Source organism: Gilliamella sp. X-46 (assembly GCF_057063525.1).
Genome location: NZ_JBXSQH010000020.1, coordinates 12,124 through 26,451 on the forward strand (window position 1 = coordinate 12,124; position 14,328 = coordinate 26,451).

Annotated in this window: 15 protein-coding genes; 10 read left to right on the plus strand and 5 right to left on the minus strand. The window is 35.9% G+C overall.

Translation table 11 applies throughout. From position 1 onward, the window contains the following. Nucleotides 1-46: 46 nt before the first annotated feature. The 7 genes from murC (at nucleotide 47) to yfbR (ending at nucleotide 7,410) form a co-directional block, all read left to right on the plus strand. Nucleotides 47-1,495, plus strand: coding sequence for a UDP-N-acetylmuramate--L-alanine ligase (gene murC, locus ACYIAJ_RS10150; protein ID WP_483560268.1), 1,449 nt, complete (start codon nucleotides 47-49; stop codon nucleotides 1,493-1,495). Nucleotides 1,496-1,497: 2 nt separating this feature from the next. Next, a complete protein-coding gene (locus ACYIAJ_RS10155) occupies nucleotides 1,498-2,406 on the plus strand; it encodes a D-alanine--D-alanine ligase (protein WP_483560266.1) in 909 nt (302 codons plus the stop codon). 15 nt (nucleotides 2,407-2,421) lie between these two features. Beyond that, entirely contained in the window at nucleotides 2,422-3,255 is an 834-nt protein-coding gene (locus tag ACYIAJ_RS10160; protein WP_483560264.1) for a cell division protein FtsQ/DivIB, read from the plus strand. Between the two features lie 21 nt (nucleotides 3,256-3,276). Beyond that, nucleotides 3,277-4,530: a cell division protein FtsA gene (gene ftsA, locus ACYIAJ_RS10165; protein WP_483560262.1), complete on the plus strand. Its 1,254-nt coding sequence runs from the start codon at nucleotides 3,277-3,279 to the stop codon at nucleotides 4,528-4,530. An 81-nt stretch (nucleotides 4,531-4,611) separates the two neighbouring features. Beyond that, nucleotides 4,612-5,751: a cell division protein FtsZ gene (gene ftsZ, locus ACYIAJ_RS10170; protein ID WP_483560261.1), complete on the plus strand. Its 1,140-nt coding sequence runs from the start codon at nucleotides 4,612-4,614 to the stop codon at nucleotides 5,749-5,751. A gap of 67 nt (nucleotides 5,752-5,818) precedes the next feature. Next, a complete protein-coding gene (lpxC, locus tag ACYIAJ_RS10175) occupies nucleotides 5,819-6,733 on the plus strand; it encodes a UDP-3-O-acyl-N-acetylglucosamine deacetylase (RefSeq protein WP_483560259.1) in 915 nt (304 codons plus the stop codon). Nucleotides 6,734-6,816: 83 nt separating this feature from the next. Then, nucleotides 6,817-7,410, plus strand: a complete 594-nt coding sequence (gene yfbR, locus ACYIAJ_RS10180; protein ID WP_483560257.1) for a 5'-deoxynucleotidase — start codon at nucleotides 6,817-6,819, stop codon at nucleotides 7,408-7,410. Nucleotides 7,411-7,768: 358 nt separating this feature from the next. On the opposite strand, the gene ACYIAJ_RS10185 is transcribed toward yfbR, so the two are convergent. After that, on the minus strand, nucleotides 7,769-8,356 hold the full coding sequence (locus tag ACYIAJ_RS10185; protein ID WP_483560256.1) for a hypothetical protein: 588 nt from the start codon (nucleotides 8,354-8,356) through the stop codon (nucleotides 7,769-7,771). Nucleotides 8,357-8,465: 109 nt separating this feature from the next. Further along, on the minus strand, nucleotides 8,466-9,170 hold the full coding sequence (locus ACYIAJ_RS10190; protein WP_483560254.1) for a lipopolysaccharide core heptose(II) kinase RfaY: 705 nt from the start codon (nucleotides 9,168-9,170) through the stop codon (nucleotides 8,466-8,468). Between the two features lie 193 nt (nucleotides 9,171-9,363). Here ACYIAJ_RS10190 and ACYIAJ_RS10195 point away from each other — a divergent pair, with 193 nt between their 5' ends. Next, nucleotides 9,364-9,657 (plus strand): GIY-YIG nuclease family protein, encoded by a 294-nt coding sequence (locus tag ACYIAJ_RS10195; RefSeq protein ID WP_483560348.1) that lies wholly within the window; start codon nucleotides 9,364-9,366, stop codon nucleotides 9,655-9,657. A 15-nt stretch (nucleotides 9,658-9,672) separates the two neighbouring features. On the opposite strand, the gene ACYIAJ_RS10200 is transcribed toward ACYIAJ_RS10195, so the two are convergent. The 3 genes from ACYIAJ_RS10200 to argD all read right to left on the minus strand — a co-directional run bounded on the left by ACYIAJ_RS10200 (nucleotide 9,673) and on the right by argD (nucleotide 12,559). Beyond that, the gene (locus tag ACYIAJ_RS10200) at nucleotides 9,673-10,659 is read right to left on the minus strand and encodes a serine/threonine protein kinase (RefSeq protein WP_483560347.1); all 987 of its coding nucleotides are present in this window, start codon (nucleotides 10,657-10,659) and stop codon (nucleotides 9,673-9,675) included. Nucleotides 10,660-10,667: 8 nt separating this feature from the next. After that, nucleotides 10,668-11,270, minus strand: a complete 603-nt coding sequence (gene yihA / locus ACYIAJ_RS10205; RefSeq protein ID WP_174787044.1) for a ribosome biogenesis GTP-binding protein YihA/YsxC — start codon at nucleotides 11,268-11,270, stop codon at nucleotides 10,668-10,670. Nucleotides 11,271-11,347: 77 nt separating this feature from the next. Continuing rightward, nucleotides 11,348-12,559, minus strand: coding sequence for a bifunctional acetylornithine/succinyldiaminopimelate transaminase (argD, locus tag ACYIAJ_RS10210; RefSeq protein ID WP_483560252.1), 1,212 nt, complete (start codon nucleotides 12,557-12,559; stop codon nucleotides 11,348-11,350). Nucleotides 12,560-12,774: 215 nt separating this feature from the next. Between argD and ACYIAJ_RS10215 the strand changes: the two genes are divergently transcribed. Both ACYIAJ_RS10215 and mltC read left to right on the plus strand, forming a co-directional pair. After that, nucleotides 12,775-13,044, plus strand: a complete 270-nt coding sequence (locus ACYIAJ_RS10215) for an oxidative damage protection protein (RefSeq protein ID WP_160403950.1) — start codon at nucleotides 12,775-12,777, stop codon at nucleotides 13,042-13,044. 8 nt (nucleotides 13,045-13,052) lie between these two features. After that, complete coding sequence (mltC, locus tag ACYIAJ_RS10220) at nucleotides 13,053-14,123, plus strand: membrane-bound lytic murein transglycosylase MltC (RefSeq protein WP_483560250.1); 1,071 nt, start codon at nucleotides 13,053-13,055, stop codon at nucleotides 14,121-14,123. Nucleotides 14,124-14,328 lie beyond the last annotated feature (205 nt).

Below are 14,328 nucleotides of genomic sequence, written 5' to 3' on the forward strand. Positions count from 1 at the left end.
TATGACAAGGTACACTAAACAACAAAGAATGATTAGGAGTTCGATAGTGAATACAAAGGAATTAGCTAAATTAAGAGCCATTATTCCTGAAATGAAACGAGTCAAGCATATTCACTTTGTGGGTATTGGTGGCGCTGGTATGGGTGGCATAGCTGAAGTTCTAGCCAATGAAGGCTATGAAATTAGTGGTTCAGATATTGCTGAAAATGCTGTGACTCAACATTTAGAAATGTTAGGTGCGAAAATTGTTATTGGCCATGCTGCTGAAAATGTGATTGATTCAAGTGTTGTCGTTATATCTTCTGCTATTTCACAAGACAACATTGAAGTAGTTGCTGCACGTGAAGCTCGCATACCAGTGATTCAACGAGCGGAAATGTTGGCAGAATTAATGCGTTTTCGCTATGGAATCGCTATTGCCGGTACACATGGTAAAACTACTACGACAGCTATGGTTACAGCTATTTATGCCGAAGCAAAACTTGACCCAACTTTTGTCAATGGAGGTTTGGTTAAAGCAGCTGGAACTCATGCACAATTGGGTAGTAGTCGTTATTTTATTGCCGAAGCAGATGAAAGTGATGCATCGTTTCTTCATTTGCAGCCAATGGTCTCTATTATAACAAATATCGAACCAGACCATATGGATACTTATCAAGGTAGTATTGATAATCTTAAACAGACATTTATTTCATTTTTACGTAACCTTCCATTTTATGGTTTAGCTATTATGTGTTATGACGATACCATTAATCGTGAATTATTGCCGATTGTTGGACGTAAAGTCATTACTTATGGGTTTAGTGAAGAAGCTGATGTAGTTATTAAAAATTATCGTCAAGAACGAGGGGTTAGTTATTACACGGTGTGCCGCCCAGATCGCCAAGATTTAAATATTGAGTTAAATGCACCAGGTAAACATAACGCTTTAAATTCAGCAGCTGCAATTATTGCTGCAACCGAAGAGGGTATTGATGATGAATCAATTATAAATGCATTAGCTAAATTTGCTGGTACTAGTCGACGTTTTGATTTATTAGGTGTTTTTCCTCATGCTGATGGTGGAGATATTATGATGGTTGATGATTATGGTCATCATCCAAGTGAAGTCAATGCCACTATTCAAGCTGCTAGAAATGGTTGGCCTGATCGTCGCTTAGTTATGTTATTTCAACCACATCGATATACACGAACTCGCGATTTATTTGATGACTTTGCACAAGTACTTTCTCAAGTCGATGCTCTTGTGATGTTAGATGTCTATTCTGCGGGTGAACAGCCTATTGCTGGGGCTGATAGCCGATCTTTATGTCGTTCAATTCGTAATCGAGGTAAAGTTGACCCTATTTATGTTTCTGATTTAGAAATCTTACCTGAGATTATGGAAGAGATATTGCAAGGTGGCGATTTATTATTAACACAAGGAGCTGGTAGTGTTGGTCGTATAGCGCGCCAATTAACCAAAACTCAATTATCTTCAAAAGAGGTTTTATAAAAATGGTTGATAAAGTGGCTGTATTGTATGGCGGTACCTCTGCCGAAAGAGAAGTATCACTTAAGTCAGGAAAAGCTGTACATGCAGGATTATTGGCAAATGGTATTGATGCGCATCTTATTGATACTAAATATCATCCGATTACCAATTTAAAGGAAGAAGGATTCACAAAAGCTTTTGTTATTCTGCACGGACGTGGTGGAGAAGACGGTATTGTTCAAGCAATTTTGACCTATCAAAATATCCCTTATACAGGTAGTGATGTTTTGTCATCAGCATTAACAATGGATAAATTAAAAACTAAATTAGTTTGGAAATCGCTTAATTTACCTGTTGCTGATTATGTTATGGTAGAAAGATCGCAATCAATTGATACAAATGCTATTGTTAAGCAACTTGGTTTACCATTGTTTGTTAAACCAAGTCATGAAGGTTCAAGCGTAGGTATGGCTAGAGTTAATGAAGCATCTGAATTAGAAGTCGCCATTAACGCAGCTTTTAAATATGATAGTGTTGTGATGGTTGAGTCATTTTTAGCAGGCTCTGAATTTACAGTGGCTATTGTAGGTGAAGAAGTTTTACCATCAATTCATATTAAACCTACAAGCAAATTTTATGATTATGATGCTAAATATTTATCTGATACGACTCAGTATTTTTGTCCAAGTGGTTTATCAGATGATAAAGAACAAGAAATTCGTCAATTAGCCTTGGATGCTTATAAAGCTGTAGGGTGTCGAGGATGGGGAAGAGTTGATATTATGTTTAATGCTAATCAAAAACCATTCTTACTGGAAGTCAATACTGCTCCAGGTATGACGGATCATAGCTTGGTTCCAATGGCTGCAAAACAACATGGCTGGTCGTTTAATGAGCTTGTTGTCAGAATTTTAAATTTGGCAACGTTATAATTGGCCCTTATTGTTATGAAACAAGTTAGACAGGCGGCGCATAGACGAGAAGATAAAAATAAAAGGCGGCTGCTTATCTTTCGTAATACAGAGCAATTAGTAGGCTTTTTGTTCTTAATTATGATCATCCTTATTAGTATTTGGGTTGTTAAAAGCTTTAAAAATTGGATGGATGATCCCGAACAAATGGTATTGTCGCAATTAACATTAAGCGGGGAACACACTTATACAACTGAGGACGATCTTAGGGAAGCTATTTTAGGATTAGGATTGCCTAATACCTACATTGGACAAGATGTTAATGATATTCAACAAGAAGTAATGCGATTTCCGTGGGTTAAGCAAACGAGTGTACGTAAACAGTGGCCAGATAGGTTAATTGTTTATGTTGAAGAATATAAACCAGTTTTTTATTGGAATGACCTATTTTTACTTGATGAGAATGGTAATGTTTTTAGCGTGCCACTTGACCGTATTACTGAATTACAATTGCCAAGACTATATGGTCCTGAAGGTAAAGCTAAATCGGCGTTAGAAACTTATTATAAATTAGAGAATCTTTCTAAAAAATTAGCGAACAATCAGTTGGCATTACATATTAAAGCAGCGATAACAGATGAGCGTAATGCATGGCAATTGATGGTAAAACAGTGTGTATCTGGTTTTTGTCTTGAAAATCAGGAAATAAAGTTGTTGTTAGGTAATGAAAATATTGAACAGCGATATCAACAATTTATTAAATTATTTCCAGAAATTCAATCAAGAGTCCCAGAAAATGAAAGAATAGTGGTAGCTGATTTACGTTATGAAAATGGTATTTCAGTACAAAGAGAAAAATTGGTGCAGTAAGGAATAAATTAAGGCTGGAGTATGAAAGCAACAGAAAAAAAATTGGTTGTTGGGCTAGAAGTTGGTACATCCAAAGTACTTGCCCTTGTTGGTGAAGTTCTTCCTGATGGTATTGTTAATATTATTGGTGTGGGACATTGTCCATCAAAAGGGGTTGATAAAGGTGGTGTGAATGATTTAGAGTCCGTCGTTAAATCAATCCAACGAGCAGTTGATCAAGCTGAACTTATGGCTGATTGTCAAATATCTTCAGTATATTTAAGCCTTTCTGGTAAACATATCCGCTGTCAAAATGAAATAGGTATGGTACCAATAGCGGATGAAGAAGTTACTGCAGAAGATGTAGATAATGTTGTTCATACCGCAAAATCAGTCAGGATTTTAGATGAGCACCGTATTTTACATGTCATTGCGCAAGAATATTCCATCGATTTACAAGAAGGTATTAAAAATCCTATTGGCCTATCTGGGGTAAGAATGAAGGCCAAAGTGCATTTAGTTACCTGTCATAATGATATGGCTAGAAATATTGTTAAAGCCGTCGAGCGTTGCGGATTGAAAGTGGATCAACTGATTTTTTCTGGATTGGCTTCTAGCTATGCAGTTTTAACGGATGATGAAAAAGAACTCGGTGTCTGCGTAATTGATATAGGTGGTGGTACAATGGATGTAACGGTTTATACTGGTGGTGCTTTACGCCATTCTGTTGTCATTCCTTATGCAGGTAATGTTGTTACTAGTGATATTGCTTATGCGTTTGGTGCACCGCCAATGGATGCAGAAAATATTAAGATTCGTTATGGGTGTGCTGTGGGTTCACTAATTGGCAAAGATGAAGTCATCGATGTACCAAGTGTTGGTGGAAGGCCGTCTAGATCATTACAACGACAAACACTTGCCGATGTTATTGAACCTCGCTATTCGGAACTGCTTTCGTTGGTACAAAAAGAGTTACTTGCATTGCAAGAAGAGCTTAAAAAACAAAATGTCAAATATCAATTAGCGGCAGGTATTGTTTTAACTGGTGGTGCAGCTCAAATAAAAGGAATGGTAGAGTGTGCCGAAAAAGTTTTTCAAAATCAAGTTCGTATCGGGCAACCACTAAATATATCAGGCTTAACCGATTATGTACAAAAACCTTATTGTTCAACAACTATAGGGCTATTACATTATGGAAAACAAAGTTTATTAAGTGATGATTCAAAAGACAGTAATAAATCATCATTAAAAGGGATAGCTAAACGATTGACCGGTTGGTTTAAAAAAGAGTTTTAGCTAGTATATTTCAAGAACTTCGTGGACATTGTAGACGATTATCTGTACAATGTTCCAAGATCGTAAATTTGGAGATAAGTTATGTTTGAGCCTATGGTTGCAGATGATGAACCAGCAGCAGTCATTAAAGTTATTGGTGTCGGTGGTGGCGGCGGTAATGCTGTCGAGCATATGATTGCTGAACATATTGAAGGTGTTGAGTTTTTTGCGGCAAATACCGATGCGCAGGCATTAAAAAGAATTAAGGTAGGTCAAACTATCCAAATCGGAACTAATGTCACTAAAGGGCTTGGCGCAGGTGCTAATCCAGAAGTTGGTAGAAATTCTGCTGAAGAAGATCGTGAGGTTATTCGTAGTGCTATTGAAGGTGCGGACATGGTCTTTATCGCAGCAGGAATGGGCGGGGGAACAGGAACAGGTGCTGCCCCAGTTGTTGCGGAAATAGCAAAAGAATTAGGTATTCTAACAGTTGCTGTTGTTACTAAGCCTTTTGGCTTTGAAGGTAAAAAGCGTATGGCTTTTGCTGAACAAGGCATTTCAGAGTTAGCAAAGCATGTTGATTCTCTGATTACTATTCCAAATGACAAGCTTTTAAAAGTATTAGGTCGAGGTGTTAAATTACTTGACGCTTTTGCAGCTGCTAATGGTGTTTTAAAAGGTGCAGTACAAGGTATTGCTGAACTTATTACTAAACCGGGTCATATCAATGTTGACTTTGCTGACGTAAGAACAGTGATGTCTGAAATGGGATATGCTATGATGGGATCTGGTCGAGCTAGTGGTGATAATCGAGCAGAAGAAGCTGCTGAAATGGCGATTTCTAGCCCTTTACTTGAAGATATCGATTTATCTGGTGCTCGAGGCGTATTAGTCAATGTAACCGCAGGGTTAGATCTTGGCTTAGAAGAATTTGAAACAGTAGGTAGCACAGTTAGAGCATTTGCTTCTGACAATGCGACAGTGGTTGTTGGTACAACTTTTGACCCAGATATGTCTGATGAAATTCGAGTAACAGTGGTTGCAACTGGTATTGGTATGGATAAGCGTTCAGAAGTTAAAATTCCTAAACCTGTACCACGTAATGAATTATTTGCTCAAAATAATACGCTGGGACAACAAGAGGAAAAATTGGCTAAAGTTGTTAATGAACCAACAGCTTCTTCTATTGAAGATCATAAAATTTTAGATATTCCTGCTTTCATCCGTAAGCAAGCGAATTAAAGTTGAACTTATTTGATTTTTTATTGTCAAAGTCAATAGGAAATACAAGTAAAAAAGTAGGTGCAAAGTGAAACAAAGAACATTAAAAAAGACTATTCAAGCAACTGGTGTTGGTTTACATACTGGCAAGAAAGTTACTTTGACATTACGTCCTGCGCCTGAAAACACAGGTATTATTTATCGTCGTACTGATTTAAATCCATATGTGGATTTTCCTGTAGATGCAAAATCAGTGCGCGACACAATGCTTTGTACTTGTTTAGTAAACGAAGACAATGTTCGTATTTCAACTGTTGAGCATATCAATTCTGCTTTAGCAGGGTTAGGTATTGATAATCTTATTATTGAAGTTAATGCCCCTGAAATACCAATTATGGACGGTAGTGCAAGTCCTTTTGTTTATTTGTTGCTTGATGCAGGTATTGCCGAACAAAATGCGCTTAAAAAGTTTTTGCGCGTAAAAGAACTTGTTCGAGTTGAAAATGGTGATAAATGGGCAGAGGTAAGACCTTATAGTGGCTTTAGATTAGATTTCACTATTGATTTTCATCATCCTGCTATCGATAGCAGTTCGCAACGTTATCAATTAGATTTTTCGTCTGAATCGTTTATTCGCCAGATCAGCCGTGCAAGAACTTTTGGTTTTATGCGTGATATCGAAGCGTTACAGTCTAAAGGTTTATGTTTAGGTGGTAGCTTAGATTGTGCAATTGTTGTTGATGATTATAAAGTACTTAATGAAGACGGTCTACGTTTTGAAGATGAGTTTGTACGTCACAAAATGCTTGATACTATTGGTGATTTATATATGAGCGGTCATAATATGATTGGTGAAGTAGTTTGTTATAAATCAGGTCATGCATTGAATAATCAATTATTGCAAGCATTGCTTGCTAAACAAGATGCATGGGAATATGTGACATTTACAGAAGAGCAAACTGTACCATTTGCGTTGGGTACTCAACAGCTTATTCTAGCGTAAAATCATAAGCAATATTGTTATAATTATAAACGCTCCTATTTTTAATGGGAGCGTTTTTATTTTATATTTAAAGAGATAATAATATGAATAATAGTCATTTTTTTGCTCATTTATCACGATTAAAACTAATTAACCGTTGGCCTTTAATGCGTAATGTAAGAACGGAAAATGTATCGGAGCATAGCTTACAAGTTGCTTTTGTTGCACATGCTTTAGCCATAATTAAAAACAAAAAATTTAATGGTGATGTGAATCCTGAGCGAATCGCATTATTAGCCATGTATCATGATGTTTCAGAAGTCATAACCGGTGACTTACCAACACCTACAAAGTATTATAATCCGCAAATCACGGTTGAATATAAAAAGATTGAAAAAATAGCACAACATAAACTTATTAATATGCTACCTAAAGAGTTACAAGATGACTTTAGAGCATTAATCGATGATGATTTTTATGCTGAAGCAGAAAAAAGTATCGTAAAACAGGCTGACGCATTATGTGCTTATCTTAAAACTATTGAAGAATTGAGTGCAGGTAATAATGAATTTAAATTGGCCGAACAACGTTTAAAAAAGACTTTATCTGAACGTAATAGTCCAGAAATGAACTACTTTTTGGATGTTTTTCTTCCAAGCTTTAGTTTATCATTAGATGAAATCACAATGGATAAATAGCTTTGCTACTTATGATAAATATAACGTTTAATAGCTTGACCTATTGATAGATAGGTCAGATGGCTTTCAAGTTCGCTTAACTTTTCTAAGTAATCAAGAATCATGCTCATAATATACTTCTTATATTGCTCATTGGTTTTAAACCATCACCAGTATAGTTATAGATACAAAAATCAGAAGATTAAGAAAGTTATTAAGCAAGAGGAATGATATAAATTGAAGTATAGTGTAATTTTGTTGAGGCGTTTTAAAATGCTAAAAACGTTTTAGTCATCCACGATTTTTTTTATCTTATTAAATAATAATATCAGAACATAGACTAAAACGTATGTGCTGCCTGAAACTTCCTTACGATCGGTTATTGGCGTAATAAACATTCTTGAATTTTATTAACTTCATTATTGAGTGCTTCAATAACTAAGTTAGGATGAGATCTTTCAAGTGTTTTTACATTTTCAAATCCATCATTAATCACAGACCCCGTATATTGTTGAGCTTGTTTAATGTTGCTGAATAGATAACGAATATCGTGTTGGTTACGAGTTGCTGTTAAAGTATAACTAACAAAATATTTAGCATGATATTGATAGTCCACGACAGCATTGGCGACAACATGATTACCTTCAACTAATTTGATTGTATCGCCACCATTAACCGTAATAGCTTGTTGGTTAGGCATATTCCAATATGGCCACCATTGTGAACCCAAATAGTTTTCATTACTTAACACAACGGGACTGTTATCCAGTTCTTGTGCAATACATAATGACAAAGATGAGTGTAGGGCGGTAATCGGTCGTGATGTGCTATATTTATTTAATATATCGACACCTGACGAATCTTTAGTGATTTCAGCGCCTTCTGTATGGTAAATTGACACCATTTTTTGAGATGCACAGCTAGTTAGAATAGTTAAAACAGCAAAATAACCAATTAACTTTTTCATACTACATCCTTTTTAAGTCTTATTAATTTTATTTTTTACTAACTGATTAGTTAATATTTAAAAATGATGAATACCAATTTCACTAAAGCCATCCTTGATAAGAAGATTGTTAATCTTCTTTACCACGGATCTTACGAGATAACCGTTTAAACCCATGAGTAAACTTCTTAATTGCCATTGCAAAAAAAGGAACTTTAATTTCAATTCCAAAACGCTCTTGTGCCTCGATCGCATCATTAGCTTTAGTTAACCATATAAAGCCTGAGTTAGTTAAATCAATTGCTTTGATTTTTCCTTCTGGCGTTAAAATAAAATTACCACCGTGCACATCATTAGATACTAAGTTATAGCTGTGAAGTTTTTCGATGCAGCTTTTGACTTGCTCACCATACTCTCTCATTTCTTCCCATTTTAGGCTGCGACCTTCAATAAAATTAAATATCATATAGTGACGTTTGGTTCTTTTGTCAAAAGCGACCAAATAAAGCTCATAAGCAATATCACATTTATCGAGCGATATTTTTGCCAGCTTACGAATTAAATTAAAATAAAAATCACCGGTTATTTTGGCAATGAGTTTACGTTCTAAACGGTGTTCAACGCCACCATCGATTTTAAAAATAAATTTTGTTTGATTATGATTAATTAAGTAAGTATATCGTTCTAATTTATCGCTTGGATCGAGCAATTCATGATGCCCTTCTTCGGACAAAAATTGGTCAAAAAGGTCTAGATAATTTATTTCATCATTTTGTATGTAAGCAAACGTCATTTCTCCACGTTCGGCTTCAATAATTTTTGCAAAGTTATTCAAATTTTATTATCCCAGAGTACATCAAAAAAGTTGGTTTATCTTAAACATTATCAGCATTAAAGTAAATGGAGCTGTAATGGTTAACAATGCGGTATTGTTAAATAATAGCTTCCTAAAAATCAAAAATATTAGTTAGGTGACCAAAATGATATTATGGATAAATTATTCACTTTATATTTTTTGTCGGTTATTTATGTCTAATAAAGTATCTAACTGGTTTTTATATATCATTAGAACAGCAAATCAATTGTTATATACAGGTATCACCACTGATGTTGCTAGACGTTTACAGCAACATCAAAGTGGCAAAGGTGCTAAATGTTTAAAAGGCCATCAGAATTTGACGGTTGTGTATCAGATTTTTATTGGTGACAAATCAATAGCACTAAAGCTTGAATATAAAATAAAACAGCTCTCTAAGCAGAAAAAAGAGGCATTAGTCAAAAACCGTCCCAATTTTGATGAATTATTAAAATTAATCAATTAATCAAAATGTTAAAATTTACATTATCGACATTAGTTTTATCGATGGCACTTTGATTGCTTCAATTTGCTTGTTAAATTCTGATAATTGTTGTCGCCAAAAATCTTCATCAGTTATCCATGGAAAAGCGATAGGAAAAGCCGGATCTTGCCAACGGGCGATAATCCATGCTAAATGGTGAACCATTCTCATCGCTCTTAATGGCTCAATTAATCTAAGTTGTTCTTTATCAAAGTCACAAAACTCTTGATACATTTCAATTAACATATCTAACTGTAAGCGTTGCTCTTGTTGGTTGCCATAAAGTAGCATCCACAGATCTTGAATAGCAGGTCCATTACGAGCATCATCAAAATCAACAAACATTGCACCATCTCGCCATAAAATATTGCCAGCATGGCAATCGGCGTGCAGTCGGATAGGTTGCCAATCATTATGCCAATATTGTTCAACTGTTGTTATTAATTGTGCCAAAATTGTTTTCAGATCAGATTGCACTTTTCTAGGAATAAAATAGCAAGATAATATCCTCTCTTGGGGATGATAAAGATATTCTTCTAATCCGATGGTTGGGCGATGTAAAAAAGGTTGTTTTGTGCCAATTTGATGAATACGACCAAGTAGCATCGCAACGGAGTCCATCTGTTCCAGATTATCTACTTCATATTGCCGTCCGCCAACACTTGGAAATAGGGCAAACCGATAACCTAGATGCTCATGGAGCGTGGTATTATTGAATATTAAAGGAGCAACAACAGGAATTTCAGCGTCAGCTAATTGCTTGGTAAACTGATGCTCTTCAACGATTTGCTCACTACTCCAACGATGAGGTCGATAAAATTTCGCGACATAGCGAGTACGATCCTCATCATGAAATTGATAAACTCGATTTTCATAACTATTTAAAGCGGTAAGACCTGAATCAATGCGAATGCCGATTGATGCCAAACTATCAAAAATTAATTCAGGTGATAAAGCATGAAATGAAAAAGCAGCATCATCCATTACAGGTTTCATTGTTGGCTAAACCATTCATCTAACTTCTGTTTTAAAGGCTCTAAACCCATGCGTTTAGGTGATGAAAAAGGTGCAACAGTAATATCGCCCTGAAAAGGTAAAATCGCTTCTTTAACCATGTTGACCTGTTTTTTTTGTGCGCCAGAAGCCAATTTATCGGCTTTAGTTAATAGTAACATCACGGGAATATCAACCGAGACGGCCCACTCAATCATTTGTTGATCTAAATCTTTTAAAGGATGTCTTATATCCATTAATACAATCAACCCTTTCAAGCTTTCGCGTTTTTGAAGGTATTCTCCTAACGATTTCTGCCATTTACGTTTTATTGCTTCGGGAACTTGCGCATAGCCATAACCGGGCAAATCAACGAGTCGGCAATTTTCTTCCACTTCAAAAAGATTGATTAATTGTGTTCTTCCTGGCGTTTTACTAGTTCTGGCTAATGCTTTTTGATTGGTCAACGTGTTAAGTGCGCTGGATTTGCCTGCATTAGATCTACCGGCAAATGCTACTTCAACCCCGCTATCACTTGGTAAATGAGATATATCAGGTGCACTTAAAATAAAATGTGTTTTTGCATAGTTTAATGGTCGAATATCGGTCATAAAAAAGTATCCTTTAAATGCGCTAATGGCATTTAATTGATTAAAATGCTGTTACTGTATAGAAAAACTCAAGCATTGACAACTTTTTCGACGGCTTTTGTCAATCGTCTCATACCTTCTTTAATTTCTTCCTCGGTTATTAGCAAAGATGGGGTAAAACGCAGTACATTTGGACCTGCATTTAAAATCATCACTTGACTCTCAGTGGCGGCATTTAAAAAATCTCGGGCTTTATTATGGTACTCAGGTTGTAGTTCTGCACCTAACAATAATCCTTTTCCTCGATATTGGCGGAAAAGCTTGAATTTATCATTAATTTCTTCAAGTTGTTCAATGAACAGTGCGCGTCGGTTTTCTACGCCTTCAAGTACTTCAGGGGAATTGATGATATCAAAGGCTTCACAAGCCACAGCACAAGCAAGGGGATTGCCACCATAAGTCGTACCATGTACGCCGGGATGCATGACTGAAGCAATGTCATTGGTTGTTAACATCGCACTAATTGGAAAGCCACCTCCTAATGCCTTAGCCGAGGTTAGAATATCAGGCGTCACACCATATTGCTGATAAGTATATAAACTACCTGTTCTTCCCATGCCGCACTGCACCTCATCAAACACTAGTAATGTTTTATATTCATCACATAGTTTGCGAACACCTTGCAAAAATTCAGGTGTTGCTGATGTTAATCCACCTTCGCCCTGAACAGGCTCTAATACAATAGCACAAGTATGATCATCGATTACCGCTTTTACCGCATCAAGATCATTAAATGGAACATGAATGATATCAGCTGGTTTTGGTCCAAAACCATCAGAATATTTTGCCTGTCCGCCTACCGAAACAGTAAAAAACGTACGGCCATGAAAAGATTGATAAAAAGCAATGATTTTGCTCTTATAAGGGCTATATCTTTGTGCTGCATAATATCGCGCTAGCTTAAATGCGGCCTCATTAGCTTCCGCCCCCGAGTTAGCAAAAAAAACACGATCAGCAAAAGTATTGTCAATCAGTTTTTGAGCTAGATTTAATGCGGGTTCATTAGTAAATACATTACTAACATGCCACAACTTTTCGCTTTGCTCATGTAAGGCTTTTACTAACCGAGGGTTACAATGACCAAGTGCATTAACTGCAATGCCGCCGGCAAAATCAATATATTCTTCACCATTTTGATCCCAAACACGACTACCTTGACCTTTGACAGGAATAAATTGAGCCGGTGCATAAACAGGTAAAATGACTTGATCAAAAAGTTCACGAGTGATTTTTGCAGGCATTGTTTCATCCTTATTTATTTTTATTAAATGATTCATATTATTTTAAGCGAATTAATTGCAGTGTAAAGTAAATAATTATTCAGTTATTTTAAATTAATATTCATTAGGAAAACGATTTTAATTTGCAAACTTATTCAATAATTTTCTTCTGCTCTCTAATTATTTTCAGGTATAATCAGCAACTGTTCGTTAATTGTACTTAAAAAGAGATAAAAATGAGTCGTGTTATTTATTGCCATTATTTAAAAAAAGAAGCGGATGGTTTAGATTTCCAGCTTTATCCGGGAGAGCTAGGCAAGCGAATTTTTAATGAAATATCAAAACAAGCATGGCAAGAGTGGCTCAAAAAGCAAACCATGCTAATTAACGAAAATAAATTTAACATGATGAATCCAGAACACCGCAAAAAAATTGAAACCGAAATGGTTAAATTCCTATTCGAAGGTGAAGATGTTGTTATTGATGGGTATAAACCTCAAAATTGAGATAAAAAATGAAAAATAGCAAAAAGCTCATTGCATTAATTATTACTGTCAGCCTACTAACAGGCTGTCCTAGCCAAAATTCGCACAAAGATGATGAAGACTATTACGTCAAAGATACCAATGCCTTCAATATCTTAATCAGCCAATATGCTAATAACATCGAACAAATTTGGGGGCCAAAAGAAGTCCTTATAGCGGGTCCTAAAGACTATGTTCAATATGAAGATAATCTCAAAACCCGTGTCCATATTAACTTCGTTTCTGGTGTCATAACCATTGAAACCATGGCCGAATCGCCGATCGAAAATTTAAAAGAAGCGATCGTTTCAACATTACTCATGCCAGAGCCGGTTGATATTATTCGCCACGATAAGATCAGCCAAAACTTATCTAAAGATCCATTTTTATTTAATCAGGTATTAGACCAAGACCACCAACCGATTCGCTGGAGCGGTCGGGCCAACAGCTTTGCTGATTATGTTCTTGCCAACAACCTAAAATTCCGCACCTCTGGCCCACATAAAATCGCCTATGTTGAAATCAAACTTGTTCCTAACCACATTAACCAACGAGCTAAAAAATTCTTACCAATTGTTACCGAAGCGTCAAATCGTTATTTTATCGACGAACGCTTGATACTTGCCATTATGGAAGTTGAATCCGCATTTAACCCCTATGCGGTTAGCCGTACAGATGCACTTGGATTAATGCAAGTACAACAACATACTGCAGGTCGTGATATTTTTAAATTACGAGGAAAATCCGGTGAACCAAGTAGAAAGTTCTTACTAGATCCGCGTAATAATGTCGATATGGGAACAGCGTACTTATCATTATTAAAAACCAAGTACTTAGCAGGCATTAACAACCCAATTTCATTAAGATATGCAATGATTACTTCTTACAACGGCGGGGCGGGTAGCGTGTTGCGTACGTTTTCAAATGATCGCAACGAAGCCATCAACATTATCAACTCAATGACACCGCAACAAGTATATCGAAAGCTAGTCACTTCGCATGTTTCGCAAGAGTCGCGGAATTATTTAGTAAAAGTAAGCCGAATTTTAGATAACAAGTAAGTAACCAATATAAATAGCCCACTTTTCACTTTTATGGAAAGTGGGCTATTTTATTTTAAGAATAGAAAGGTCATAATGTTTTGTTAAAAACATAAAATAAAAACTTTAATAAAATCAGTACCTTTCCTGAACGATTTTTTGATGGTTAAATGGCTGTTATTAAAGCGCTTTATTCGTGGTTTTGTTAATTTTTTGTATGCCGGAT

Bases quoted from the DNA above. Each gene is read 5' to 3' on its own strand.
- ACYIAJ_RS10155 (WP_483560266.1), top strand. From the start codon at position 1,498: ATGGTTGATAAAGTGGCTGTATTGTATGGCGGTACCTCTGCCGAAAGA.
- ACYIAJ_RS10160 (WP_483560264.1), top strand. From the start codon at position 2,422: ATGAAACAAGTTAGACAGGCGGCGCATAGACGAGAAGATAAAAATAAA.
- ftsA (WP_483560262.1), top strand. From the start codon at position 3,277: ATGAAAGCAACAGAAAAAAAATTGGTTGTTGGGCTAGAAGTTGGTACA.
- ftsZ (WP_483560261.1), top strand. From the start codon at position 4,612: ATGTTTGAGCCTATGGTTGCAGATGATGAACCAGCAGCAGTCATTAAA.
- yfbR (WP_483560257.1), top strand. From the start codon at position 6,817: ATGAATAATAGTCATTTTTTTGCTCATTTATCACGATTAAAACTAATT.
- ACYIAJ_RS10185 (WP_483560256.1), bottom strand. From the start codon at position 8,356: ATGAAAAAGTTAATTGGTTATTTTGCTGTTTTAACTATTCTAACTAGC.
- ACYIAJ_RS10195 (WP_483560348.1), top strand. From the start codon at position 9,364: ATGTCTAATAAAGTATCTAACTGGTTTTTATATATCATTAGAACAGCA.
- ACYIAJ_RS10200 (WP_483560347.1), bottom strand. From the start codon at position 10,659: ATGGATGATGCTGCTTTTTCATTTCATGCTTTATCACCTGAATTAATT.
- argD (WP_483560252.1), bottom strand. From the start codon at position 12,559: ATGCCTGCAAAAATCACTCGTGAACTTTTTGATCAAGTCATTTTACCT.
- ACYIAJ_RS10215 (WP_160403950.1), top strand. From the start codon at position 12,775: ATGAGTCGTGTTATTTATTGCCATTATTTAAAAAAAGAAGCGGATGGT.
- mltC (WP_483560250.1), top strand. From the start codon at position 13,053: ATGAAAAATAGCAAAAAGCTCATTGCATTAATTATTACTGTCAGCCTA.